Here is a 26,074-nt window from a genome sequence, read left to right as displayed (position 1 = left end):
AATGGCTTAGCCTTCTTTATTTCTTAGAGCAAGTCCTTTAGATCTAATCCAAATAGTTCTACCATTTTTATGGGTGTATCTTAATACTTGATCGTACGGTATTGTTGGATCCTCAACGTGATCATTAAAATTAGCAACAGCAATTTTTAAATCGTCTTGGTTTATAATATTTTGCCAAGCAGATGTTTTGTGTGGCATTTCATCAGGATTATAGCCTAAAACTTCCCAAAAACGATCGTTCATCCACTCGTTTTCCGGATTCTCTAGATCCCAATACCACATACCATCGAGTGAATTACTTTGAACAAACTCAATGATTTTAAGATCTGTTTTTAAAGAACTATAAAGCTCTTTTTGTAAATAGTTCATTTAGGTTTGGAATAATTTGATTATTTATAGGTATAATATAAAAATTCAATAAAAAAGCAGTTTTCTATTACGTTTTGTTTGTAAAAATAGTTTATTTACGTATAACACATGTTTAAATGTAATGATTAAATTTTTAAATAAGAAATAACCTATAAAATAACCTTTTATCTATCGAATTAATATTTTTTGGTTAATTTTAAATTAAAACCTTTGTTTTAATAATAAGTCTGTGATTATTATAATATATAATTTATGATATTTTTAACAATCTGAAATTGATTGGACATACTCATATTATCATTCAATATTAATATTTGTAAAGAAAATTGATAGAGTTGAAATGAAAATATTTAATTTTTTATAACGCAGGTTTTTAGTTAGTTAGGGCTTGTTTTTGTGTAATTAAATAGAGTAAAACTTATTTGAATTTTTGAAAATATTAATTATGGTATTGTTTTTGATTTTAGATAGTTAAAACAAAAGAAATGTATTTTTTTAATAAAGGTAATATAGTATTATCGTGATTAAATAAAGAAAAAAAAGGTAAGTTTTGAATTCAATATATTGTATTCTGAAAAATTTTTTTTGATAAAAAAAATCGACAAAACGCTTTTTTTTTACGTTAAATCACTTAAATTTGCATTCCTGACCCAAAAAACCTCAATATGAAATTTAAAGTTGTATTATTTTGCATAAGCCTATTTATGATAACCAGTGTGGGCTTTGCTCAAAAAACTAAAGTGGCTAAAAGTATTATTAGTTCTAAAGTTGCTATTAGAAAATATCATAATAAAACAGACTTAGATCGCATGCAAAAAGGCGAATTATTGGTTTTATACGTAGAACGGATAGAAAGTTTGGCTAAATTGTTACCTTATATTGCTTTTGCAACTAAGCCAGGTGTAACAATGTCAACTCTTGGAATACCTAATGATAGCGATAATAGAAATGCCTTAGACGATCAATTTGAAGCTACCGCCGAGTATTTAGAAAAAATGAAAGAGTTTCAGGATCGTATATTACCTTATTCTGATACAGATAATTTAATTTCTGCGATTTTGTTTTATGAAGAAACTTTGAAGTCTTTACATGAATTTAGTGAATTTCACTAAAAGATGTTTCATTTTATATTAATGATTTTTACCCATGTATCGTTTCCGATTTTCCATAAGTTTGAATTACTTCGGCTTCAAAATCAATTAGTTCTTGCCAGCGTTTATCAACATTTATCGGTTTTCCGTATTTACGGGCAAAGCTTATAAAAGTAGTGTAATGCCCTGCTTCGCTAATCATTAAATCGTGATAAAATTTAGATAATTCGGGATCATTAATTTTTTCTGAAAGGAGTTTAAAGCGCTCACAGCTTCTAGCTTCAATCATGGCGGAAAATAATAGTCTGTCTACCATAGATTGTAAGCGACTACCTCCTTTATTCATAAATTTATAGAGTTCGTTTACATAACTATCTTTACGTTCACGACCAAGCTTAAAACCACGTTGTTTAATGATATCATGTACCATTTGAAAGTGCTCCAATTCTTCTTTAGCCAATTCAAGTAAATCGGTTACTAAGTCTTCGTGTTCAGGGTTTAAAGTAATTATAGTTATAGCATTAGTGGCCGCTTTTTGCTCACACCAAGCATGATCGGTTAATATTTCTTCAATATTCGATTCTACAATATTTACCCATCGCGGGTCGGTAGCTAATTTTAAACCAAGCATGTTTTTTATTTTTTGTAAAAGTAGTTATTTGTAGGTTGGAACTAAAAGTCTAACTAATATAATTCCAAATATTTTTGTATTTACTTAACGATTTATAAGTGTTTAAAATAGCCAGATTCTCTGGTTTTGATAAACTTTTATCGTCGCTTAATATGGCTTTAGCATGGTGTCTTGCATGTTGAAGAATATCGTTATCCTTAATAATATCTGCTATCTTAAGATCTAAAATACCACTTTGTTGCGTACCCATAATATCTCCAGGACCACGAAGGCGTAAATCGACTTCAGCAATTTCAAAACCATCATTAGTTTTTACCATGGTTTCTATACGCGTTTTACTGTTGGAGCTTAGTTTGTGTCCCGTCATTAAAATACAGTAGCTCTGCTCTGCACCACGACCCACACGACCACGTAATTGGTGCAATTGAGATAAACCAAAACGTTCGGCACTTTCAACAATCATTACGGAGGCGTTAGGCACATTTACACCAACCTCAATAACGGTAGTGGCAACCATAATTTGAGTTTCACCTTTTATAAAACGTTGCATTTCGAATTCTTTATCTGCAGGTTTCATTTTTCCGTGTACAATCGAGATTTGATATTCTGGCATCGGGAAGTCTCGCGAGATACTTTCGTAACCATCCATTAAATCTTTATAATCCATTTTTTCGTTTTCTTTTATAAGCGGATACACGATGTAAATTTGTCGACCTAATTTAATTTCGTCACGAATAAAACGAAAAACGTTTAGTCGATTTTTATCGAATCTATGAACTGTTTTTATAGCCTTTCTTCCAGGTGGCAATTCGTCGATTACAGATATGTCTAAATCACCATAAACGGACATGGCTAAAGTACGTGGAATTGGTGTTGCCGTCATCACTAAAACGTGTGGAGGCGAGGTGTTTTTACGCCACAATTTACTCCGTTGAGCAACTCCAAATCGGTGTTGTTCATCTATAATTGCAAGACCTAAATTCTTGAATTTCACTTTGTCTTCAAGTAGAGCATGTGTACCAATTAAAAGCTGCAAATCGCCATTTTCTAGTTTTTCATGAATTATTCGTCGTTTTGAGGTTTTGGTTGAGCCTGTAAGAATTTCGATGCTAATGTTCAATTCTTTAGATAGCTCAGTTAAACCATTATAGTGCTGGACTGATAAGATTTCGGTTGGTGCCATTAGACAAGCTTGGAAACCGTTATCAAGCGCCATTAATGTAGACATGAAAGCTACTATGGTTTTTCCAGAACCTACATCGCCTTGCAAAAGGCGATTCATTTGTGCATTACTGCCTAAATCTGACCGAATTTCTTTTAAAACACGCTTTTGCGCACCAGTTAATTCGAAAGGTAAATGGTCTTTAAAAAATTGATTAAAATATTTGCCTACTTTATCAAAAGGAAAACCTTTTATTTTCGATTTATGAATTAAATTTTTAATAATTAACTGTAGTTGAATATAGAATAATTCTTCAAACTTTAATCGAAATTGTGCTTTAGAAAGTAATTCTTGACTCTTTGGAAAATGGATGTTAAAAAGGGCTTCGCTTTTCGAAATTAATTTTAATTCAGAAAGTAGATTATCGGATAAAGTTTCAACAAATTTTCCGTTTGTATCCAGAAATATTTGCTGCATCGTTTTACTAATTACACGATTTGTAATGCCTTTATTGGCCAATTTTTCGGTTGATGGATAAACCGGTTGCATGGCCGATCTCATATTTTTTTCGTGTTCTGTTAGCAATTCTAACTCCGGATGTGGCATGCTGAATTTACCTCCAAATGCATTGGCTTTTCCAAAAGCAACGTATTCAATATTGGTTTTTAAATTCTCTTTTATCCATTTTTGGCCACGAAACCAAACTAATTCCATCGTGCCTGTTTCATCAACAAAATTAGCAACAAGTCGTTTACCTCGTTTTTGGGCAACTTCTTTAAAACCTGTAATTTTTCCTACAATCTGTATATCGGCATTACTTTGTTGTAACCTGCTAATTTTGTAAAACTGCGTACGATCTATATAGCGATTTGGAAATAAATTCATCAAATCTTGAAACGTATGTATACCAAGTTCCTTACGCAAAGCATCGGCACGATTGGGGCCAATGCCTTTTAAATAATCTATCGGGGTTTGTAGGTAGTTACTTTTCACAAAACTAAACTAGAAATAATTATCAAATTACAATAACTTTGTTGCTTATTTTTAATATTTCATTTTTAAAACATCTATATTGGTTTAGTTTTTGAAAGAATTTATTTATGAGATTGTCTTTGTTAGTATTTATTTTTATTTGGAATTTTTCGTTTGGTCAACAAACCGAATATGTAGATTTTACTACTGCTAAAGCTGATATTTTATTTGGCGATTTATTAAAAAAAGAGGTTGAAGGGAAGATTGTTTATCAATTTGAAATATTAAAAAACACCGATTCCATTTTTATTGATGCTAGAAATTTTAAAAATATTTCTTATGTTTTAGATTCACAGTTTTCTGATAGTCTTTACAATGGGAATCAGCTAATTGTAAAACAACCGTTTAAGGCGAATACAAAGCATTCCATTGAAATTTTATTTAAAACGAATCCTAAAAAAGCCATGTATTTTATAGATTGGGGTTATTCTAATGGAAATAAACAAATCTGGACGCAAGGGCAAGGAAAGTATACAAGCAACTGGTTGCCGAGTTTCGATGATATGAACGAAAAAGTTGAGTTTGATTTAACTATTTTATTTGATAGTAATTATGAAGTAATAGCGAATGGAAAGCTTGTAAATAAAGTCGTTAAAGATCAAACCTCAACATGGCATTATGATATGCAGCACCCAATGTCAAGTTATTTACTGGCTTTGGCTATTGGAAAATATTCTAAAAACACCGAAATATCTAAAAGCGGGATTCCCTTAGAAATGTATTTTTACCCAGAAGATTCTCTAAAATTTGAGCCTACATATCGCTATACAAAGCAAATGTTCGATTTTTTAGAAAAAGAAATTGGTGTGCCATATCCTTGGCAAAATTACAAGCAGATTCCTGTTAAAGATTTTCTATATGCAGGTATGGAAAACACGAGCACAACCTTGTTTTCTGATGCTTTTGTTATCGATTCTATTGGTTTTGTAGATAAGAATTATGTAAACGTGAATGCACATGAGTTGGCACATCAATGGTTTGGAGATTTGGTTACAGAAACCTCTGGAACGCACCATTGGTTACAAGAAGGTTTTGCAACTTATTACGCGCTTTTAGCAGAAGGTGACGTGTTTGGTTTCGATTATTACTATTGGAGACTTTACGAGTACGCTCAGGAATTATTAGAGCAAGATGAAGTAGGAGGAAGCACTTCGCTTTTAAACCCGAAATCTAGTAGCACCACATTTTACAAAAAAGGAGCTTGGATATTGCATTTGTTGCGAGAAAAAGTTGGCGAAGAAGCTTTTAAAAAGGGTGTTAAAAGTTATTTACAGAAGTATAAATTTAAAAATGTTGAAACTAAAGATTTTATAGGTGAAGTAGAGCAGGCAAGTGGATTAGATTTAAACATGTTTATGCAGAACTATATCGTGAATGTTGATTCTTTTCAATCTGTTTTAAAAAGAAAGTCTGATGAGATATTAAAAAAACAAAGGAATAAAGGTGTTATGTTTTCTTGTAGATTGGCAGAAGTTAACCAAAAAAGTTTTACAGAATGGGATTTACTTTATGGAATGGTGGGGGATTTTGCTCGTGTTGATTTTTTTAAATCATTAGTTAATGACTCATTAATTGATAAGGATAATTTATTTAAAGGTGTTTTAAACTCAAAAGACATTAAAGTTCGTCAAGAGGTAGCTAAATCTATGTCCAATATCCCTTCAGAATTTAAAACAGAATACGAGTCGCTTTTAGATGATAAATCGTATATCACTATAGAAACGGCTTTGTTTAATTTGTGGAGCAATTTTCCGCTACAGCGAAAAGAATATCTTGATAAAACAAAAGGAATTCATGGTTTTAACAGTAAAAATGTGCGTCAACTTTGGTTGGTGTTAACATTAATAACGGAAGATTATGAACCCAAAAACAAAGCGGAATATTTTGAAGAATTAACAAACTATACCAGTCCTGAATATGGTTTTGAAATTAGACAAAATGCTTTTCAGTATTTACATCAAATACAAGCTTGTAATACCTCGTGTAAAGAAAATTTGCAAGAAGCTACAAAACATCATAATTGGAGATTTTCAAAATTTGCAAAAGAATTATTAAAGGTTGAGTAATTGTTTTAATCGTTCTAAGTTTTCTAAATGTTAAACATCTTGTTAAGTAAATGATTTCGTTTTAAAACTATATTTAATATTCGTTTTTTACAAATACAGTTAATAGACTATACTATTTTTTAATTCTTAGAATAATAAGTTTTAAACGAATAATAAGCTATCTATAAATTCTTGTTTATATTTACCCATTAAAATTTTTGAATGAAAGCATTAGTAATATCGGGTGGAGGAAGTAAAGGAGCATATGCCGGTGGTGTGGCTCAATATTTAATGCAACATGAAGGAAGGGAATACGATTTGTTTTTAGGAACATCTACGGGAAGCTTACTTGTGCCTCATTTAGCAGCGGGTAAAATTGATAAAATATATGATGTTTTTACAAACGTGAAGCAGAGTAATATTTTTAGTATAAATCCTTTTGTAATGAGAAAAAAGGGTGACCGAGAGTATGTAACTATCAATTATTTTAACACATTACTTCAGTTTGCAAAAAGTAAAAGGACTTTTGGTGAAAGTAAATCGCTAAAACGTTACTTAAAAAAGCACTTTACAAAAGAGGAGTTCGATTTAATTAGAGCAACCAAAGAAGATGTTGTAGTTACGGTTTCTAATTTATCAAAAAATAGAGTAGAGTATAAGTCTATAAAAGAATTTAGTTACGAAGAGTTTTGCGAATGGATTTGGATTTCATGTAATTACATTCCATTTATGTCTTTGGCTAAAGTTGATGGTTTTGAGTATGCAGATGGCGCTTTTGGCTGTGTTGTTCCTATTCGAGAAGCTATTTTACGTGGTGCTACCGAAATTGATGCCGTTATTTTAGAATCTGAAAATATGGAGTACAATAAAGTACTTGGTAAAAATCCGTTTTCGTTAATGCTTAACTTATTTGGGCACTTACTAGATCAGGTAGAGCGTAGTGATATTACCATTGGTAAATTAGCTGCCAAATATAAAAATGTACAACTTAATTTATATTATACACCATCGAAACTTACCGAAAACTCATTAATTTTTAATAAAAAACATATGGCTACTTGGTGGCAACAAGGTTTTGAATATGCGAAGGCAAAAAGCCATGAAGCACGCTCTAATGAGTTGCGCCAAGATATTTTACCATAAACTAGAAACTTCTTCTTTTATATAAGATAGAGCAGCATCGGTTGGAGCTAAACGGTCCATCATTTCGGTTAAAAGAACTTCACGTAATTTATTAGCAGAATCGGTTTTTTCGAGTAAGTTGGCTTTTCTAATAAGTTGAATAGTTGCATTTTTTGATGCAGTAATAATGTTCCAACATTTATCACTTATATAGATTTGTTGTGATAAGTTATGTTCAAATTCTTGTTCTATACTTTGTATTAATAGAGATTCATAATTTTCTTTATCTGAAGATGTTGGAGCTACTCTAATAAGTAGTTTTGATGGCGTAATGCGTTCTAAAAAAATAGCCATCCGTTCGTAAGCTTGTAAGCGTAAAGGCAATGCGTTTACTTGCAGATCTTTTTTTAAGAGAAAACGTCTGCGACCATCCTCATTTTTTGTGTGTTCTTTAAAAAAGTAAAAAGCGATAACTCCCGTAATTATAGAAGGAATTATATACATTAAAAGGTTTAAAATTTGCTGTTCCATAAGTTTAATTATCCTCCTACAAACATAAGGTGTTTTTTTATAAAAACATAAATTATCTAATGGTTGAATGAAAACACGGTTTCATTCAACGAAAATATCTATTGGGTAAATACATCTTCATAATCTTAGTAATACACTTTATTTTGCACGTGTTCTTAATTATTATAAGACTTATCGTTAGTAGGATTTTATCAATTTTCGCTAACGTATTTTTTTACTGAAAGGGTAATATTTTCAAGGTGTTATTGGTATAAATAAGAAAAGCATATAAAGTTAGTATTTACTGCTTCTAAATAAATGTTATAAAAATAATACAAGAAGGTTTTTCAACAAAAAAAATAATTTACGAGATGCACCCAGAACTATTCAATTTTTCATTACCAGAATTTTTATCAAATCTATTGGGTGTAAAGCATGTTACCGTCTACTCTTATGCTTTTTTAATTGCATTAGGTACTTTGGCAGCAGCTATTTATACTAAATGGAGTGCGAAAAGAGAACTAGGTATCACTAATATTTCTAACACATTTTTTTATCTCATTTTTATAGCGGGGTTTGTTGGCGGAAAGTTATTTTTCTATTTGCAAGATCCGTTGCACTATATACAAAACCCCAGTTTAATGCTAGATAATTTCTCTGGCGGTTTTGTATTCTATGGTTCGTTTGTAGTTATTATTCCATATATCATTTGGTATTTAAAAAAGCAGAAGATACCGGTTTTGCCAATGCTAGATATTTTTGCAATTACAACAACCATTGTACATTCTATAGGTCGATTAGGCTGTTTTAGTGCAGGATGTTGTTATGGATCTCCAACAACTAGTGGCTCTGGTTTAATATTCCCTACAACACATGGTGCGTCTGTACATCCAACACAATTGTACGAGGTATTATTATTGGTGTGCATTATGTTAACATTATTAATGGTTAAAAAACACAAACAATTTAATGGTCAAATTTTCTTAATCTATTTGATGCTTTATGCTTTAGGTCGTGGTATTCTAGAGTTTTTTAGAGGAGACGATAGAGGGTTTATTATAGAAAATGTGCTTTCGCATTCGCAATTTATCGGCTTATGCCTTATTTCAATTTCAGCTTATTTCTACTATAAATATTATACACAAACAGATTTAAAAACAATTAATATATAACATTATGAAAAATCGATTTTTAAAAATAATATTACCAATTATGTTATTAGTAACCGCTGTATTTATTATAGGTTCCGGGTGTACTGGTGACCCATCTGGAGATTGGTTTGAAGATGCAGATGGAGATGGTTATGGTGATAATGGAAGTTATAATAGTCAATATGACCAACCTCAAGGATATGTAGCAGATAATACAGATTGTGATGATACCAATGCAAGTGTTTATCCTGGAGCAACAGAAATTCCAGATAATCTTATAGATGAAGATTGTAATGATTTACACGCTTTTACTTTTTATCATGATGAAGATGGTGATGGTTTTGGAAATTCGGATGTTTCAGAAGTTATTGAGATCGTTTTAGGAGAAGGTGCTCCAGAAAATTTTGTGACTAATAATGCAGATTGTAATGATAAAGATCCTAACATAAACCCTATAGCAGACGAAATTTATAATAATGAAATAGATGACAACTGTAACGGAGAAATTGATACAGATGATATTACTTATGTAGATGCAGACGGAGATGGTTATGGCTCTCAGGAACGAGCAGAAAAAGATGGTGTCTATAATTCTTTAGATTGCGATGATACTAATATTTATATTCACCCTTACTCTACAGAAATAAAAAATGATATTGACGATGATTGTGATGGAATAGTAGATGAAGTTTCTTAAATAATTAAAAAAAGAATCAATTAAGGGGTAACAATTTCTTAGTTGCTTTGATATAAGAGAAATATATAATAAATATAAAAACAAATTAACAATTATGAAAACAACTATCAAAACGCTTTGCCTACTAGTTTTAACACTAGTTTTATTTAACTGCGATAATGATGATGGCAATGCAGACAATCAAGATGAATGTAATTTTGCCGGGTTTACTTTTTTAGATACTTCAGATAATACGCAAACATTAATTGCGGAATCTGATCTAACCACCGATTTCTTTTACACATCATCAAATGGGCCAGAAGTAGAGATATATAAATCTAGCGACCCAGGGAATTTTTGGTTTGTAACATTAGTTGTAACAGACGGGGCAACTGGAGTAGGACAATTAAGTGTTAATGGTACAATCCATACTGTAAATGTTGCTTGCCAAAGAGCTGGTAATGCCATAGGAGAAGAATTTAGATATGATATTACTGGTGGTGGTGTAGAAGCTGAATACTGCGTAATTATTGACTTATACCATTAATAGAAAAAATAAAAATAGCGATGAAAATAATAAAAGCACTTTTAATACTTCTTACTATTTCAATGTATAGTTGTGATAATAATGATGACGCTCAAACAGATCCAGTAAACCCAACAGATGGGTTTACACATAATGGCACATTTTACGAAACGGCTAATGCTTATTTTGAAATAGATGAGGATGATGACGATCACAACGCTAATATAGGTAATAATGGATTTCCAGATGAATACAATTTTTTCTTTTCTAATGGAAGAATGCTTGATAATGAAACACATGTAAATGGCATAAGCGACGATTATTTATTTTCTTTAGACACTACAAATTGGGTGTTTTTTAATCTACGTGCAGATGAGAACCCAAGTTTAGTAAGCGCAGGTCCAATGGTAGGAAGTACTTATATTGGTGGTAGTAGTGATACGGTTATAATAGAAAACGGACTAATTAATGCTTTAAGTCCATCATATTCTAATAACAATATAGAATTTGGACAAGGGGATGAAGATGAAGGTGTTGTTAATGAAACCGAAGTTGTTGGAACAACAATAACAATAAATCAAATTAATTTAGATGCTAATGATCCAACAGGAAGTACTATTGATGCAGATTATACTTTTATCAATGAAAATGGTGATGTTATAACAGGTCATTACGAAGGAACTTTTGGAGTTATTTTAGATTAATAGAATAGAAATAGATTTGTTTTAATACTAATCATTTTTATAGATAATCCAACACTAGAATCTGTGAAAATAATTTATTACGAAGGAAAGAATCCTTATTTTGGATTCCCTTTTTTTGAAGCATTAAATTTTTATAACGCAAATAAAAAATAACAAATATGAAAACAATTTTAAAATCACTCTTTTTAAGTTTCCAATTAATTTTGATGGTTTCTTGTTGTGTTGATGGTGTAGACGGCGTAGATGGACAAGATGGCATTAACGGTACAAACGGAACAGACGGGCAAGATGCATCTGGAGTTACTTATGTTTACTTTAATGGAAATATAACTGATGCAGAAGCAGCTTTGAAAGTACAGAATGAAATAGGATCTATCACACAGTTTATCTATATAGAAAACACAACTCAACTTACTACCTTGGACCTGTCTGGTGTTACAAACTTAGTGTCTTTACAAATTGATGATAACCAAACTTTAACAACATTAAATGTGTCTAATTTAGTTGAGGTTAGCGATGAGCTAAGTTTTGATGATACACCATTACTTACCAGTTTAGATTTATTAAGTTTAGAAAAGGTATCTGTTCTTTTTATAGATGGTAGCCCTGGTGTATTAACTTGTTTACAACAGATTGATATTTCGGCATTAACCGAGGTTTATGATTTATATATTAGAGATACTAATGTAACGAGTTTATCTTTAAATAATTTATCTGAAGTTTTTAATATTGAATTTCAAGAAAATTTAAACCTTACATCATTAGATTTAAGTGGAGTCATTAATGGAAATAAGGTAATTATAACAGAAAGTGCGAGTTTAACAACCTTAAATTTATCTAATCTTTCTGTAATTGACTCTAATTTACTTATTTATGATAACGATTTATTAACCAGTATAGATTTATCTTCTTTAACAAGTACTGTTCAGTTTACAATACATGAAAACAATCAATTAGCGTCAATTAATTTACCTCAATTAACAAATACATTATCGAGTTTTAATTTATACAGGAATGCTAGCTTATCAAGTATAAATTTCCCATCAATAGTTTCTTTTAATCAAGTGTATTTTCCATTTAATAATTTAGATACTACAGAGGTTAATCGTATTCTCAGTCAGTTAGTAGCTATTTCACCGTCTTTTTCAGGGAAAAATATTTCATTATATGATCAACAAACTGCGGCACCACCAACAGGGCAAGGTGTAGCAGATTATAATACGTTAGTTGCTAACGGAAATAATGTTTTTACAGATTAATAAATAGTAGTAATAAGGTTAAAGTAAGCTTTACATGTTAGTGTAAAGAAAAAAAATACAAGAAAGACTTTTTCTTTTAAAACAATAAACATGAAAAATTTTATAAAAATAACATATTTAATAGCTTTAAGCTTGTTAGCTTTTAGTTGTAGTAATAATAGTTCTTCTAACTCTTCAGGAAGTACAACAACGCCGCAATATGCATATGTCACTGATGGTACAGATTTAAAAATTATTGATATAGCTACACCAACCGCTCCAGCTTTTGTAAGTAGTATTGCTGTAAATACATCTTACTTTGTAAGTGTGTCTCCAGATGTGGCTTATGTTGCTCAATATGATGCCATAGAGCCTTATTTAAGTTTAATAGATATTAGCAACCCGACAATACCAAATGTTTCTGTAGAAATCCAAAAAGATAATACGCTTGCATTTAGTTTAATAAGTGATATGTTTATGATTAATAATGTTGCTTATTTAACAGATTTTTATAGAGGTTTACATGTTGTAGATGTTGCTAATTTTAATTTTAGTAGCCAAGTAAATTTAGGAGGAGATGCTATGAGTCTAACAAAAGTTCAAAATGAATTATTTGTTATAGATCAAGCTAATGGTTTATATGCTTATGATATTACCACACCTGGAACACCTGTAACAACAGGAGTAGCAAATAATACAGATGTGGATACTTCATCTTATGCAGATACGCCTATTGGGCAATACCACACATGGGTAGAAACAGATGGTACATTTATTTTTGTAGCGAATACAAATGATAAAAAAATTAAACAATTTGATGCAGCAACACTTACTTTAGTAAATGAAGTATCTATAGAAGGGTATCCTACGGCTTTTGCTTTGCATAATGGAGTTGCTTTTGTAACAATGAAACCGAGTTTAAATGCGCCTTTACAAACAAGTTATGATGGTGTTCGTATGTATGATTTATCTACTTTATCTTTATATGATATCACAGCATTAAACAGAACAAGCGGTATAGCCTTAAATGGAGATTATGCTTATGTCACAGATGCAGATGGATTACATATTTATGATATAAGTAATAATGATTTTGAATTAGAATCTTCTTTAGCTATTGGTTTTGGGAATTTTATAGCGCTAGGTGAATAAATTAAACTTTAAACGATATTTTTCTATGAATAAAATTTTAAAATCAATAAGCTTAACCGTTATATTGTTATTAATGAGTAGTTGCAGTAGTGATGATGCATTAATGTCTACAGGTAATACCGATGAGTATTTTAAATATACCGTTAATAACGGAGTAGAAAGAGTTTTCGATTCGCAAGCTAAAGGTTGGTTTACTTCAAATACTAATTCCGTATACCAAAAGTTCTTTTTTAGAGCAGGTGCCGAAACAGCATCAGGATCAAGCCCTATTGTAGATGGAAGTTTTACCTTTCAAGATTTCAACGCGTTTACATCTACTACTAATTTTGCTTGGGGAGTTTCAGATGGTGTTACTAGTAATTTTTATTTTACAGATATTTTTGCAGGAAACATGTTTATTTCTAGTACAACAAATTTACCAAGCACACCTATTATGTGCACAGTTACAGCACACCCGGTAATTGTAGGCGATTATATAGAATTCACCTTTTCTGGAGATTATATTGATGCATTAGATCCTGCTATTCAAGGTTATGTAGAAGGTGAAGGTAGAGTATTACGAGAAATAGATCAATAAATACTTAAAACCCTTACTTTTGTTTTAATCAATTAAAATTAAATACTATTGAAATATAAAAAACTCTATATCGCTTTATTACTTATTTCGATATGGAGTTTTTCCTTTTCACAACAATTTACAAATTACACTACCGATAATGGTTTACCAAGTAACCATATTTATAAAATAGCTCAAGATCAAAAAGGGTTTTTATGGTTTGCCACTGCTAAAGGTTTGGTTAAATATAATGGCAATACCTTTAAAGTGTTTACTACTAAAGACGGTTTGGCAAATAATGATGTTTGGGGAATTTACCCAACACCAGATAATAAGCTTTGGTATTTATCTAAATCATCAAAATTAGGTTACATAGAGAGTGATAGTGTATACGGTTTTGAGAGTGAGCAAAAAGGAGAGATTTTTAGTCCAATTTTTTCAAGTCAGGTTGATAATACTATTATTTTAACGGGTTCTAATAAATTTCATGTTTTAAAAGATGAAAAATGGCGTAGCCTAGCCGATTCTAGAGCAGAAGATTTAATAAGAGTGGCTTATGTTAAGCATGCTCAGGTTTCAAGTTTTACAACAAATACAGCTAAAGATTCTATTTTTGTTAGAGATGAAAATAAGACTGTTATTGATGGTTTTGAGTTTAAAGATGTACTTGAAAATAAGAATGTAAGAGGCCAAATTACCGATAGTTTATTTTATTGGGTAAATAATAAAGAATACGCTTTTCTCAACTTAAATACTTTAAAATTATATAGGAGAAATTTTAAAAATGAGATTAATGTTGAAACGTCTAAATACGTAAGGATTAATCTTGTGAATAATGGCTTGCAAATTTCAGGAGAAGGCTTTGTTGGTATGCTAGACTCCAATTTTTATATCACCAATACATATTATATTCCGAAGGAATTAAAAGCACATTTTGGTTTTTATGATAAAGTGGGTTCTATATGGTTAAGTACTTTTACAAATGGTATTTACCACTTGCCTAAAGAAAAACAACAAGTTAAATATTGCTTATCTGCAGAAACCGTAAGTAACATTGCTTATGTGAATGATAAAATAATCGCCAATGTTTTTAATAAAGGATTTTATAAATATGATGATCTTAAAAAAGAGTTTGTACAGTTTATAGCAGAAGATGATTATATTTTTGATGCTTCTTATATTAAAGCTTTAGACGCAGAATATTATCTGTCTAAATCGAGTGTAAGAATCGCAAAAAACAATAAAATTGAGAAGCTGGATTTTTTAAATAACATCAATGGTATTAACGATAAAATCAGGCAGTTAGTTTATTATGATGATTATTTTTATACTAGGTTTTCATTTGGAATGAATAAAATAAATCCAAATAATTACAGTATTGAAAACCAGTATGATCAACAAGGGGTTAATCAAATATTCCTATTCAATCAGAAACTTTTAGTAGCTACATCTAGTGGTTTAAAAGAGTTTATAGATGAAGAATTTAAATCTATACCATTTACCAATCAAGATTTTAATAAGTCTATTTTAAACCTTAAAGCAGTTTCAGAAGACGATATTTTAATAAATACAGATGGTTTTGGCGCTTACATTTCAGATTTGAAAACCATAAAACAACTTCCTGGTTCCGAATTTCAAATTGTAAATAATGCCTTTATTGAAGATGATATTATTTGGTTAGCAACAGAGTCTGGTATATTAAAATACACGAAAAACAACGGTGTTTTTAGCCTACAATTGATCATAGATAAAAACAACGGTTTATCTTCTAACAGCGTAAGTAATGTTATTGTTTACAAGAATGAATTAATGGCGAGTACAGACAAAGGGATTGTAGTTTTACCTAAAGATGTACAAAACGAAACCCATTTGTTAGATGTTTATATAGACAAGGCAACATATAATAAAAGTGATATTTCTGCAGATTATTCTGTTTTTAAATATCAAAAAAATAATAATTTAAATTTCAATATATCGCATATTGATTTTTCGTCAGGAGACGATGTTTTTTCATATAAATACAAATTAAAACCTATTCAAAAAGATTGGGTTTCAACAACTACTAATAATTTTAGTTTTAATAATCTTCAACCCGGAAAATATACGCTGTATATAGATACTAACAGTGCGAAAAAGCAATTAAGTTTTACTATTCAGCCTTTGTGGTGGCAGGCCATATGGGTAAAAGGATTAATTGTATTACTAAGTATTATTCTTGTTGTGTTAATTTCTAGATTTTTTGTAAAACGCTCACAATTCAAAAAAAATCAACAAATATTTCAAGACAAGCGCTTGTCAGAACTACAACTAAAAGCCTTAAGGTTTCAAATGAATCCTCATTTTGTTTTCAACTCTCTATCGGCTATACAATATTATATTGGGGAAAATAATTTTGAAGCTTCCGAAACATATTTAGTGAAATTCTCAAAACTTATTCGTCAATTTTTCGAGTTATCCAAAGAAAACGAAATCTCCTTAGGAACAGAAATAAGTGTGCTTCATAATTATTTGGAGATAGAGAAGCTTCGGTTTAAAGAAAAGCTGAATTTTACCATCAATATTGATGTGAAATTAGATAAAGAACGCATAACCATACCAACCATGTTGTTGCAACCCATTGTTGAAAATGCTGTAAATCATGGAGTTTTTAATAAAATGGATAACGGGTTAATTACGCTTAATTTTATTTACATCAATCCGCTCACTTTTAAGGTTGAAATTATTGATGATGGAGTTGGGTTTGTGAAGACAAAAAAAAGAAACCAAAAGGAAGTTAAATCTTCTAATGTTTTAAAAGATAGATTACACTTTTTAAATTCTTCAGAAAAATGGAACATAAGTTACAGTAAAGAAGAAATGTATCCGGATCGAGAGGATAAAGGGAATAAGTCGATATTTATAATTGAAAAAAATAAATAATGGATAGTATAACGGCCATATTGGTAGACGATGAAATTTCAAACTTGAAAGGTTTACAACGCAAGATAAAAAAACTGTTTCCTGTTATTAAAGTTTTAGGTGCTTTTCAAAAACCAGAAGAAGCCATAGAAGCTATTTTGCAAGAAGAACCTAACATTTTGTTTTTAGATATAGAAATGCCTAGAATTAATGGTTTCGAACTGTTGGCTCAATTAAAAAATGTCAATTTTCAGGTCATTTTTGTAACAGCTTATAGTGAATATGCTATTGAAGCTTTTAAAAAATCTGCCATAGATTATATTTTGAAACCTGTGGATAATGATGATTTGATTGCTGCTGTAAATAAAGCTTTAGACTTAATAAAGTTAAAAAATGAAAGTGATAATAACTCAAAATTGGTAAGTTTATTAGAAGAAAATATTTCTAACAATAACAAAATTGTGGTGCCTACTAAAAAAGGAGTTTCCTTTATTCCTCAAGATGAAGTTTTACATTTAGAGGGGTACGATGGTTATACTAAAATTCACTTAATAGATAAAATAACAATAATGAGCTCTTACAATTTAGGGAAGTTCGAAAAAATGTTAAACTCTAATTTTTTTAAATGTCATAAATCTCACATAATTAATCTTGGAAAAGTGCGTCATTTTGAAAATGAAGGTTATGTTGTTTTAGATAACGAATATCGTGTACCTATATCTAAAACAAATAGAAAAGCATTTTTAAGTTTATTTAATTAATTTTAAAAAATAGGGTAACAAAAAATAAGGTAAATGTATATAAGTGTATAATCAGTAAAAATCGAACACTTAAACATTTGAATTATGAAAATAGTAAACAAAAATTTTAGATTTATGCTTAGCCTATTTATAGTGTTAAGCACATTATTTACTTCATGCGATCCAAAGGATAGTAATGACTCTTCTGTAGATTTTGGAGAAAATAGCGAAGCAACTTTAGATTTAGGTTCAAGTATTCAAAGAGATTTTATGGGAAGAATTGTTGATGAAACAAATTTACCTGTAGAAAATGTAAACATTACAATAGGAGGTAAGATTGCTTCTACAGACGAAAACGGTATGTTTATTATTAATAATACCGATGTAAACGAAGATTTAGCATTTATTACAGCCGAAAAATTGGGTTATTTAAAAGGAATGCGCTCCGTAGTGCCAACTTCTGGTACAAACCAAATTAAAATAATACTAGTAGCAGAGCATTTAGCCGGTACAGTAGCTTCTGGAAGCAGTAGTGAGGTTTCTTTAACCAATGGAACAAAAGTAAGTTTTGATGGTGATTTTAAAGATGAAAACGGAAACGCTTACTCAGGGAATGTTAAGGTATTTGTATATCACTTAGACCCAGCTAATCCTGATGTGGAAGATTTAATGCCAGGAAGTTTACAAGCTCAAAATTCTAATGGACAAGAGCGTGTTTTAGAAACTTACGGGATGATAAATGTTGAATTAAAAGGAGATTCTGGAGAAAAATTAAACATTGCCGATGGTAGTTTTGCACAAATTGAATTACCTGTAGATCCTGCACAAATAAGTGTAGCGCCAGCAAGTATACCGTTATGGCATTTTGATGAGGTTAATGGATATTGGATTGAAGATGGTATTGCAACATTAGTAGGCGGAAAATATATTGGAGAAGTTGCTCATTTTTCTTGGTGGAACTGCGATGCACAATTTCCAACAGTAAACCTGTGTTTAAATATTGTAGACAATGCTAATAATCCTGTTTCTAATGTGAAAGTAGAGTTATGGAGAAGTGGTGCTGTTTATCCAAGAATTGGTAATTCTAATGGCGACGGCGAAATTTGTGGATTAATACCTGCAAATGAGGTATTAACTTTAAAAGCCTTTAATCAATGTGGAGATTTAGAGTATACTACTACAGTTGGTCCTTTTTCAGCAGATACTAATTTAGGAGATGTAGTACTGTCTTCAGTTGTTTCTTCAACTATTACGGGAAGTTTGGTAGATTGTTCTAGTGTTAATGTTACAAATGGTTATGTGGTTTTAGATTATGGTAACCAATATGCAACATCTCAAGTAACAAATGGTTCATTTTCATTTTCAGTATTACAATGTCCTTCTGTTCTCGATTTTACATTAGAAGGTGTAGATTATGATAGTTTTCAAACAACCAATGAGTTAACGTTTAATTTCACCAATAGTAATGTTGGAAATATTATAGCGTGTAATTCTATAACAGAATACGTTAGTATACAGGTAGATAATAATCCAGTAGATTATTATGTTATAGGTATCGATGCAAATACTTACCAACAAGGTACAGGTTTTACGATAAATGCAAAATCGAACACTGGAGCTACTAACGATTGGTTTTATATAGGAATCGATACAATAACGCCTGGTAATTATGCTTTCTCTCAGTTTGGTTTTGAAGGAGGAAATGTAAATTTGGATTATAATGTCGCGAATAGTTTACAGCTAAACTTGGCGAGCTATGGTAATATTGGCGATTATATTGATGCAACGATTAATGGAACCTATACAGACACAGCAGGAAGTATAAGAACACTTTCTGTTACAATCCATGTGTTAAGAGATAATTAACTAGATCTTAATCTTAAAATTAAAAAGCCGTTTCTATAATAGAAACGGCTTTTTTTTTATTTACCTCCTAAATATTCACAATTTTTTAAAGCTTGCATGCCATTAAAAGGCACTTTTGTTTTCTCGTACATATAGGTTCTGCTTAAGTCTCTTGCTAAGTCGTTGCCGTCGATATTAATTTCTATATCGGTCATTTTAAATTGGCAAGGATGCTCGTAACCTGCAGCATGTGTAATTTCTACTAATTCTTTTCTAAAGGTTTTAAAATACTGAGCTAAACGTTCAGATTTTAAAGTTGGATCGATACCGTTTTGTGTCCATTTGTTTTGCGTAGCAATTCCTGTTGGGCAACGGTTGGTGTGGCAAATTTGTGCTTGTATACAACCAATGCTCATCATAGCTTCACGAGCTACGTTAATACAATCGGCACCCATTGCGAAGGCCATCGCTGCTTTAGCAGGAAAGCCTAATCTTCCACTTCCTATAAAGACAATACGCTCGCTTAGTCCTTTATCTTTAAACATTTTGTATAAATCGGAAAAACCATAAACCCATGGTAAAGATACGTGGTCGGCAAAACTTGGAGGTGCAGCACCTGTACCGCCTTCGCCACCATCTACCGTAATAAAATCAGGACCTTTACCTGTTTTTTGCATAATATCTGCCAATTCTTTCCACTGTTCTAGTTTTCCAATAGCTCCTTTTATACCTACAGGTAAGCCCGTTGCTTCTGCTATTTTTTCGATAAAAATCAACATTTCTGGTACGTTAGAAAATGCTTTATGGTTGGGAGGAGAAAGCACATCTTTTCCCATTTCTACATGGCGAATTTCAGCAATTTCTTTGGTTATTTTTGCACCTGGTAAAACTCCGCCTTTTCCTGGTTTTGCGCCTTGTGAAAGTTTGATTTCTATGGCACGTATAAATGGGTTTTTCTCTACTAAAGCAACTAATTTTTCCATAGAAAAACCACCATCCGCAGCGCGTACACCAAAATATCCTGTTCCAAAATGAAAAACAACATCGCCACCGTAGCTGTGATATGGAGATAAACCACCTTCACCAGTATTATGGTAAGCGCCTGCTATTTTCACACCTTTGTTCATGGATTCTACTGCTTTTGCAGAAAGCGAACCGAAGCTCATAGCCGATACATTGATTATAGATCCTGGACGAAATGGTTTTTTACGTTTATTAAATTCTCCCATTATTTTTGCACACGGCAAAAAGGTTTTATCGGTTATGTGCGGATGGTTTTTGTCTTTTACTTCAAAAGGCATCATGGCATTATTGACAAATATGTGTTGATGTTGGAAAATATCTCTATCGGTTCCAAAACCCTCGTAGTTGTTTTCTTTTTTTGCAGAGGCGTAAATCCAGCCACGTTCTATACGGTTAAAAGGTAATTCTTCACGGTTATTTGCTACAAAATATTGTCGCATTTCGGGACCTATACTTTCTAACCAATAGCGCAAATGGCCTACAATAGGGAAATTATGACTTATGGTGTGATGCTTTTGCAATACATCACGAATGGCCACAATGGCTAGTGCGATTAAGACCCATACCCACCATGAAATTGTTCCTAGAAAATCTAACATATATTTTTTTTATTTGAATAACTTAGACGTAAAGATATTTAAAACTTAAATATTTAAGTTGATTGTTCATAATTTTTAATAATTCAAACTTAAAAAATGCGTAACAATGGTTAATTTCACGCTTTAAAATGAACAGGATTTGGAAAAGGATTTAGAGAAGGAATTAAAGGTGCAATTAGGTAAGTTAAACGAAGCTCAATTGGCACCTACCATACAAAAGGATGGCCCTATGATTGTTATTGCCGGCGCAGGTTCTGGTAAAACACGTGTGCTTACTTTTCGTATAGCATATTTAATGAGTCAGGGCGTTGATCCGTTTAATATTTTATCGTTAACCTTCACCAATAAGGCGGCTCGTGAAATGAAAGAGCGTATTGGAACTATTGTTGGTAATAGTGAAGCGAAAAATTTATGGATGGGAACTTTTCACTCCGTATTTGCCAAAATTTTACGTATAGAAGCCGATAAATTGGGCTATCCATCTAATTTTACTATTTATGATACTCAAGATTCCGATAGACTGATTTCTTCTATTATTAGAGAAATGGGGCTAGATAAAGATCTATATAAATATAAGCAGGTACGTTCTCGAATTTCATCTTACAAAAATAGTTTAATTACGGTTCGTGCTTATTTTCAAAATCCAGAATTGAAAGAAGCCGATGCAATGGCACGCCGACCTAGAATGGGTGAAGTTTACAAAGAATTTGTAGATCGCTGTTTTAAAGCAGGTGCGATGGATTTTGATGATTTACTATTGAAAACGAACGAACTATTAACTCGTTTTCCGGAAGTGTTGGCGAAATACCAAAACCGATTTAGATATATTTTGGTTGATGAGTATCAGGATACAAACCACTCCCAGTATTTAATTGTTCGAGCTTTATCAGATAAATTTCAAAATATTTGTGTGGTAGGAGATGATGCGCAGAGTATTTACGCCTTCCGTGGTGCTAATATTAGCAATATTTTAAACTTCCAGAAGGATTATGATGATGTGAAGGAGTTTAGATTGGAACAAAATTACCGATCTACAAAAAATATTGTAAATGCTGCCAATTCAATTATTGATAAAAATGAAACTAAACTTGAAAAAATAGTTTGGACAGCTAATGATGAAGGACCGTTAATAAAAGTAAACCGATCTTTAACCGATGGTGATGAGGGGCGTTATGTGGCAAGTACCATTTGGGAAACTAAAATGAACGACCAGTTACCAAATAGTGATTTTGCTATTTTGTATCGTACCAATGCTCAATCGCGGTCTATTGAGGATGCTTTAAGAAAGCGAGATATTCCGTATCGAATTTATGGAGGCTTATCTTTTTATCAAAGGAAAGAAATTAAAGATGTTTTAGCTTATTTGCGATTAATTATTAATCCAGCCGATGAGGAAGCATTAAAACGAATTATAAACTTCCCTGGCCGTGGTATTGGTCAAACTACCGTAGATAAATTGATTGTTGCAGCCAATGGTTACAAGCGTTCTATTTTCGAGGTGATGAAAAATATCGATAAAACGGATGTTAAAATTAATGCAGGAACCAAAACTAAGCTTGTAAATTTTGTTACTTTAATTGAAACTTTCCAAGTATTAAATCAAACAGCCGATGTTTTTGAATTGGCTGAATACGTGACCCGAACAGCAGGAATAATTTCCGAATATAAAAAGGATAACACGCCAGAAGGTGTTGTTAAAATAGAAAATATTGAGGAGCTTATAAACGGTATGAAAGATTTTGTGGAAGGCCAAAAAGAAATAGCCGACACCACAGGTAATTTAGCCGAATTTCTCGAAGATGTTGCCTTATCAACAGATTTAGATTCTGATAAAGGTGATGCCGATCACGTGGCTTTAATGACGATTCACTTGGCAAAAGGGCTAGAGTTTCAACATGTTTTTATTGTTGGTTTAGAGGAGGATTTGTTTCCAAGTGGTATGAGTATGAATACGCGTAGCGAACTTGAAGAGGAACGTCGTTTATTTTATGTAGCCTTAACACGTGCCGAAAAACAAGCGTATTTAACTTATGCGCTATCTCGTTACCGTTGGGGGAAATTAGTAGATTCTGAACCGAGTCGTTTTATAGAAGAAATAGACGAACAATACCTCGATATTGTAACACCAATAGAGGAGCGCCGATTTAACCCGATGCTGGATGCTAATATTTTTGGTGATGTTGACAATAAACCTGCAAATCCAAATAAAATTAGGTTTAAACCTGCAAAACAAGCTGTGCTTAAAAAAGGCGGACCTACTAAATCTAATCCGGAAAAGTTTCAAGTTACAACACCTAAAAATTTAAAACCTGTTGCTAAAACAGGTAATAATACCAATTTATTTGATAGTAAATTAATTGTTGGTAATATTGTAAAGCACATCCGTTTTGGTACTGGTGAAGTTATGAAAATTGAAGGTGTAGGTGCAGATATGAAAGCTGAAATTAGTTTTCAACATGGTGGTATTAAGAAGTTATTATTAAGGTTTGCGAAGCTTGAGGTTATTGGGTAGAGTTTTTTAAGAAGAGATGGTTTTATTAATTTGATATTTAAAATGGTCTGTTCTTAGGTTTGGTATGAAATTTATATTTTAGTTGAAACCGTTAAAGTTTTCCCAACACCGAAAGTTTTTTTTCGATTCCGCATCTAAACTTAAGAACAACAGAAAAATAAATTTATATGAGAATTCTTTTAGTAATAGTATGCGTTTTAAGTTTTAGTTTTATACATGCGCAACCTGGCGGTGGCGGAGGACGACAAGGTGGTGGCCCAGGAGGAAGTAGCGGAATGAGCAGCCAAGAGCGTCCAAAAATGGTTGAATTTAGTGCCTCTAAAGTTGCAGGAATTTTTAATTATGATGACGAAGCTGCCATTAAGAAAATTAAAATTAAGAAAAAGGATAAAGAACTAATCTTAAAGGTTCGTAAATCTATAGAGAAGTATAATAACCGAGTAAATGAAATTGCACTTTTAAATAAGGATAACTTTGATACATTGAATGTGTATGTAAATGCTAAGATGAAAGCCATGCAGTCTAGTCGAAGTGAAAGTGGTTCAAGAATGGATAGAAGTGACGCTTCTGATGATTCTAAAGATCCAGAACGTGCTTTAATTGAAGCAAAAATTAATCCTGCTAAAATAGAAGTTAAAGCTGCTGAGGTAAAGTTAAATAAAGGCTTAGAAGCTATTTTAAGCGAAAAACAATATACTAAGTGGATTAAATATCAAACTTTCGTTAAATCGGAACAAAACCCTAAGCCGGAATCGAATCAAAGTAGCAACTCAGGAATGTCTAGTGGAGGACAAGGAGGCCCTCCAGGTGGCGGCATGCGTTAGAAAAAAAATATATTAAAATAAAAAAGGCTAAAATTCAATTTCTGAATTTTAGCCTTTTTTATTTCTACAAATTAGTATTTATAAATGCTTTCATTTTTGTCCAAGTATCTAAAAACTCTAAACCTGTCCAGCCGTGTCCAGCTTCGGGATAAAGTGTATATTCGTGAGTTACGTTTAGTTTAGATAATTTCTCGTTTAAATCTGCGCCTTGGCTAATTGGTATTAACGGGTCATTTCCACCGTAGAACAATTGCGTAGCAGGTGCATTGGCAGTAACTTGATAGAGCGGGCTTGCTTCTTGCAAATATTCATCTGTAAGATTATCACCAAATAAGTTTAAATAAGTGGCTAGTTCATCACTTTCTTCCGCTGCAGTAACATAATTTGGGTCGGTTAAATTGGTAGGGCCAACAATACTGCAAACCATATTCGTTTTTTGTAACGTATCAAAACTATAAGCCCAAAGTAAGGATAAATGGCCGCCGGCACTTGTACCTATAAAACCAAGTTGGTCGGAAATAGAAAGTTTAATCTCATTTGTTTTTAAATATCTCACCACGGTACTAATATCGTTGGTTTGCATTGGGTAAGGTTTGTTGTTGCTGTCTGCTAATCGGTAATTAATGTTGGCTATGGCCACATCAGCAAAATCTTCAATTAAAAGTGTTTTTAGTGCATCCATTTCCGTCTTGTCACCTCCAGACCAACCGCCTCCATGGACTAAAATAATCACTTTAGTATCTAACGTTCTGTTTGCTGGTAAATATAAATCGAAGGTTTGGTTCTCATCATCACCATAAACAACATCAAACTCTTCGTAGACTTGCGTGGTATCTAAAATATTGGTTGTTGCAATAGGTTCTATTTTTTCTGAACAACCTAAAAAGGTAATTAAAACTAAGAGATTTAGGGAGAGAAACTTAAAAACTTTCATATTGTTAATAATTTTATAACTTTTTTAATTGAAGTATATCGGACTATATAATTGTATGTTAAAAATAATATTTACTTTGTACCAGTAAATAATGTAATGCAAGATAGTTATTATGGCTGAATTTTTTAAAATTTATGAGGAAAACCCAAATCCTAAAGAGATTGAAAAAGTGGTCGCTATTTTGAAACGTGGTGGACTCATAATTTATCCAACCGATACCGTTTATGGTTTGGGTTGCGATATTACTAACGTAAAAGCTTTAGAGAAAATTGCACGTATTAAAGGTGTTAAGTTGGATAAAGCTAATTTTTCTTTTATTTGTCACGATTTAAGTAATATAAGTGATTATGTAAAACAAATTGACACCTCTGTTTTTAAAATCCTAAAACGTGCACTTCCTGGGCCATATACATTTATTTTACCGGGATCTAAAAACTTGCCTAATCCATTTAAGAAAAGGAAAACAGTTGGTATTCGTGTACCCGATAATGCTATTGCTTTAGATATTGTAAAACTGTTAGGGAATCCTATTATTTCGACATCTATCCATGATGATGATACTGTTTTGGAATATACTACAGATCCTGAATTGATACTTGAAAAATGGGGTAATTTAGTCGATTTAGTAATCGATGGTGGTTATGGTGATAATGAGGCTTCTACAGTTATTGATCTTTCTGAAGGTGAACCAGTTATTATTCGTGAAGGTAAGGGAAGTTTGGATATTTTTTAAT

General features: G+C 31.7%; 22 protein-coding genes. 16 read left to right on the top strand and 6 right to left on the bottom strand.

What is annotated here, in order from left to right; translation table 11 throughout:
- Positions 1–6: 6 nt before the first annotated feature.
- On the bottom strand, positions 7–369 hold the full coding sequence (locus tag GQR97_RS18905) for a PAS domain-containing protein (protein ID WP_158851246.1): 363 nt from the start codon (positions 367–369) through the stop codon (positions 7–9).
- Between the two features lie 665 nt (positions 370–1,034).
- Here GQR97_RS18905 and GQR97_RS18900 point away from each other — a divergent pair.
- Complete coding sequence (locus GQR97_RS18900; protein WP_158851244.1) at positions 1,035–1,481, top strand: hypothetical protein; 447 nt, start codon at positions 1,035–1,037, stop codon at positions 1,479–1,481.
- Between the two features lie 28 nt (positions 1,482–1,509).
- On the opposite strand, the gene GQR97_RS18895 is transcribed toward GQR97_RS18900, so the two are convergent.
- Positions 1,510–2,091, bottom strand: coding sequence for a tRNA-(ms[2]io[6]A)-hydroxylase (locus GQR97_RS18895; RefSeq protein WP_158851242.1), 582 nt, complete (start codon positions 2,089–2,091; stop codon positions 1,510–1,512).
- A 49-nt stretch (positions 2,092–2,140) separates the two neighbouring features.
- The gene (gene recG / locus GQR97_RS18890; protein WP_158851241.1) at positions 2,141–4,246 is read right to left on the bottom strand and encodes an ATP-dependent DNA helicase RecG; all 2,106 of its coding nucleotides are present in this window, start codon (positions 4,244–4,246) and stop codon (positions 2,141–2,143) included.
- A 107-nt stretch (positions 4,247–4,353) separates the two neighbouring features.
- Here recG and GQR97_RS18885 point away from each other — a divergent pair, with 107 nt between their 5' ends.
- Both GQR97_RS18885 and GQR97_RS18880 read left to right on the top strand, forming a co-directional pair.
- A complete protein-coding gene (locus tag GQR97_RS18885; RefSeq protein WP_158851239.1) occupies positions 4,354–6,351 on the top strand; it encodes a M1 family metallopeptidase in 1,998 nt (665 codons plus the stop codon).
- A 201-nt stretch (positions 6,352–6,552) separates the two neighbouring features.
- Complete coding sequence (locus GQR97_RS18880; protein WP_158851237.1) at positions 6,553–7,473, top strand: patatin family protein; 921 nt, start codon at positions 6,553–6,555, stop codon at positions 7,471–7,473.
- Here GQR97_RS18880 and GQR97_RS18875 read toward each other — a convergent pair.
- Positions 7,465–7,983: a hypothetical protein gene (locus GQR97_RS18875; protein WP_158851235.1), complete on the bottom strand. Its 519-nt coding sequence runs from the start codon at positions 7,981–7,983 to the stop codon at positions 7,465–7,467. The two genes, GQR97_RS18880 and GQR97_RS18875, sit on opposite strands and share 9 nt — an antisense overlap.
- A gap of 350 nt (positions 7,984–8,333) precedes the next feature.
- On the opposite strand from GQR97_RS18875, the gene GQR97_RS18870 reads away from it, so the two are divergent.
- The 10 genes from GQR97_RS18870 (at position 8,334) to GQR97_RS18825 (ending at position 19,469) form a co-directional block, all read left to right on the top strand.
- A complete protein-coding gene (locus tag GQR97_RS18870) occupies positions 8,334–9,134 on the top strand; it encodes a prolipoprotein diacylglyceryl transferase (protein ID WP_158851233.1) in 801 nt (266 codons plus the stop codon).
- A gap of 4 nt (positions 9,135–9,138) precedes the next feature.
- Positions 9,139–9,810: a putative metal-binding motif-containing protein gene (locus tag GQR97_RS18865; protein ID WP_158851231.1), complete on the top strand. Its 672-nt coding sequence runs from the start codon at positions 9,139–9,141 to the stop codon at positions 9,808–9,810.
- A gap of 94 nt (positions 9,811–9,904) precedes the next feature.
- Positions 9,905–10,336 (top strand): hypothetical protein, encoded by a 432-nt coding sequence (locus GQR97_RS18860; protein WP_158851229.1) that lies wholly within the window; start codon positions 9,905–9,907, stop codon positions 10,334–10,336.
- 20 nt (positions 10,337–10,356) lie between these two features.
- The gene (locus GQR97_RS18855; protein ID WP_158851227.1) at positions 10,357–11,019 is read left to right on the top strand and encodes a hypothetical protein; all 663 of its coding nucleotides are present in this window, start codon (positions 10,357–10,359) and stop codon (positions 11,017–11,019) included.
- Between the two features lie 158 nt (positions 11,020–11,177).
- Positions 11,178–12,278: a hypothetical protein gene (locus tag GQR97_RS18850; protein WP_158851225.1), complete on the top strand. Its 1,101-nt coding sequence runs from the start codon at positions 11,178–11,180 to the stop codon at positions 12,276–12,278.
- 90 nt (positions 12,279–12,368) lie between these two features.
- On the top strand, positions 12,369–13,409 hold the full coding sequence (locus GQR97_RS18845; protein WP_158851223.1) for a hypothetical protein: 1,041 nt from the start codon (positions 12,369–12,371) through the stop codon (positions 13,407–13,409).
- Between the two features lie 25 nt (positions 13,410–13,434).
- Positions 13,435–13,986 (top strand): hypothetical protein, encoded by a 552-nt coding sequence (locus tag GQR97_RS18840; protein ID WP_158851221.1) that lies wholly within the window; start codon positions 13,435–13,437, stop codon positions 13,984–13,986.
- 48 nt (positions 13,987–14,034) lie between these two features.
- A complete protein-coding gene (locus GQR97_RS18835) occupies positions 14,035–16,884 on the top strand; it encodes a histidine kinase (RefSeq protein ID WP_158851219.1) in 2,850 nt (949 codons plus the stop codon).
- On the top strand, positions 16,884–17,624 hold the full coding sequence (locus tag GQR97_RS18830; protein ID WP_158851218.1) for a LytR/AlgR family response regulator transcription factor: 741 nt from the start codon (positions 16,884–16,886) through the stop codon (positions 17,622–17,624). The genes GQR97_RS18835 and GQR97_RS18830 overlap by 1 nt, the downstream gene beginning before the upstream one ends.
- A gap of 84 nt (positions 17,625–17,708) precedes the next feature.
- Entirely contained in the window at positions 17,709–19,469 is a 1,761-nt protein-coding gene (locus tag GQR97_RS18825) for a hypothetical protein (RefSeq protein WP_158851217.1), read from the top strand.
- A gap of 56 nt (positions 19,470–19,525) precedes the next feature.
- On the opposite strand, the gene GQR97_RS18820 is transcribed toward GQR97_RS18825, so the two are convergent.
- The gene (locus GQR97_RS18820; RefSeq protein ID WP_158851216.1) at positions 19,526–21,070 is read right to left on the bottom strand and encodes an FMN-binding glutamate synthase family protein; all 1,545 of its coding nucleotides are present in this window, start codon (positions 21,068–21,070) and stop codon (positions 19,526–19,528) included.
- A 229-nt stretch (positions 21,071–21,299) separates the two neighbouring features.
- Here GQR97_RS18820 and GQR97_RS18815 point away from each other — a divergent pair, with 229 nt between their 5' ends.
- Together GQR97_RS18815 and GQR97_RS18810 are read left to right on the top strand one after the other, a co-directional pair.
- Entirely contained in the window at positions 21,300–23,582 is a 2,283-nt protein-coding gene (locus tag GQR97_RS18815; protein ID WP_410488951.1) for an ATP-dependent helicase, read from the top strand.
- Between the two features lie 167 nt (positions 23,583–23,749).
- The gene (locus tag GQR97_RS18810) at positions 23,750–24,406 is read left to right on the top strand and encodes a hypothetical protein (RefSeq protein ID WP_158851214.1); all 657 of its coding nucleotides are present in this window, start codon (positions 23,750–23,752) and stop codon (positions 24,404–24,406) included.
- A gap of 64 nt (positions 24,407–24,470) precedes the next feature.
- Here GQR97_RS18810 and GQR97_RS18805 read toward each other — a convergent pair whose 3' ends face one another.
- A complete protein-coding gene (locus GQR97_RS18805) occupies positions 24,471–25,340 on the bottom strand; it encodes an alpha/beta hydrolase (protein WP_158851213.1) in 870 nt (289 codons plus the stop codon).
- Positions 25,341–25,452: 112 nt separating this feature from the next.
- Between GQR97_RS18805 and GQR97_RS18800 the strand changes: the two genes are divergently transcribed.
- Positions 25,453–26,073 (top strand): L-threonylcarbamoyladenylate synthase, encoded by a 621-nt coding sequence (locus tag GQR97_RS18800; RefSeq protein ID WP_158851212.1) that lies wholly within the window; start codon positions 25,453–25,455, stop codon positions 26,071–26,073.
- The last annotated feature ends 1 nt before the right edge of the window (position 26,074 follow it).

It is taken from the genome of Algibacter sp. L1A34 (assembly GCF_009796805.1).
Lineage (GTDB): Bacteria > Bacteroidota > Bacteroidia > Flavobacteriales > Flavobacteriaceae > Algibacter.
This window is presented reverse-complemented; position numbering and strand designations above follow the sequence as displayed.

Bases quoted from the DNA above. Each gene is read 5' to 3' on its own strand.
- GQR97_RS18905 (WP_158851246.1), bottom strand. From the start codon at position 369: ATGAACTATTTACAAAAAGAGCTTTATAGTTCTTTAAAAACAGATCTT.
- GQR97_RS18900 (WP_158851244.1), top strand. From the start codon at position 1,035: ATGAAATTTAAAGTTGTATTATTTTGCATAAGCCTATTTATGATAACC.
- GQR97_RS18895 (WP_158851242.1), bottom strand. From the start codon at position 2,091: ATGCTTGGTTTAAAATTAGCTACCGACCCGCGATGGGTAAATATTGTA.
- GQR97_RS18885 (WP_158851239.1), top strand. From the start codon at position 4,354: ATGAGATTGTCTTTGTTAGTATTTATTTTTATTTGGAATTTTTCGTTT.
- GQR97_RS18880 (WP_158851237.1), top strand. From the start codon at position 6,553: ATGAAAGCATTAGTAATATCGGGTGGAGGAAGTAAAGGAGCATATGCC.
- GQR97_RS18875 (WP_158851235.1), bottom strand. From the start codon at position 7,983: ATGGAACAGCAAATTTTAAACCTTTTAATGTATATAATTCCTTCTATA.
- GQR97_RS18870 (WP_158851233.1), top strand. From the start codon at position 8,334: ATGCACCCAGAACTATTCAATTTTTCATTACCAGAATTTTTATCAAAT.
- GQR97_RS18865 (WP_158851231.1), top strand. From the start codon at position 9,139: ATGAAAAATCGATTTTTAAAAATAATATTACCAATTATGTTATTAGTA.
- GQR97_RS18860 (WP_158851229.1), top strand. From the start codon at position 9,905: ATGAAAACAACTATCAAAACGCTTTGCCTACTAGTTTTAACACTAGTT.
- GQR97_RS18855 (WP_158851227.1), top strand. From the start codon at position 10,357: ATGAAAATAATAAAAGCACTTTTAATACTTCTTACTATTTCAATGTAT.
- GQR97_RS18850 (WP_158851225.1), top strand. From the start codon at position 11,178: ATGAAAACAATTTTAAAATCACTCTTTTTAAGTTTCCAATTAATTTTG.
- GQR97_RS18845 (WP_158851223.1), top strand. From the start codon at position 12,369: ATGAAAAATTTTATAAAAATAACATATTTAATAGCTTTAAGCTTGTTA.
- GQR97_RS18840 (WP_158851221.1), top strand. From the start codon at position 13,435: ATGAATAAAATTTTAAAATCAATAAGCTTAACCGTTATATTGTTATTA.
- GQR97_RS18830 (WP_158851218.1), top strand. From the start codon at position 16,884: ATGGATAGTATAACGGCCATATTGGTAGACGATGAAATTTCAAACTTG.
- GQR97_RS18825 (WP_158851217.1), top strand. From the start codon at position 17,709: ATGAAAATAGTAAACAAAAATTTTAGATTTATGCTTAGCCTATTTATA.
- GQR97_RS18820 (WP_158851216.1), bottom strand. From the start codon at position 21,070: ATGTTAGATTTTCTAGGAACAATTTCATGGTGGGTATGGGTCTTAATC.
- GQR97_RS18815 (WP_410488951.1), top strand. From the start codon at position 21,300: ATGATTGTTATTGCCGGCGCAGGTTCTGGTAAAACACGTGTGCTTACT.
- GQR97_RS18810 (WP_158851214.1), top strand. From the start codon at position 23,750: ATGAGAATTCTTTTAGTAATAGTATGCGTTTTAAGTTTTAGTTTTATA.
- GQR97_RS18805 (WP_158851213.1), bottom strand. From the start codon at position 25,340: ATGAAAGTTTTTAAGTTTCTCTCCCTAAATCTCTTAGTTTTAATTACC.
- GQR97_RS18800 (WP_158851212.1), top strand. From the start codon at position 25,453: ATGGCTGAATTTTTTAAAATTTATGAGGAAAACCCAAATCCTAAAGAG.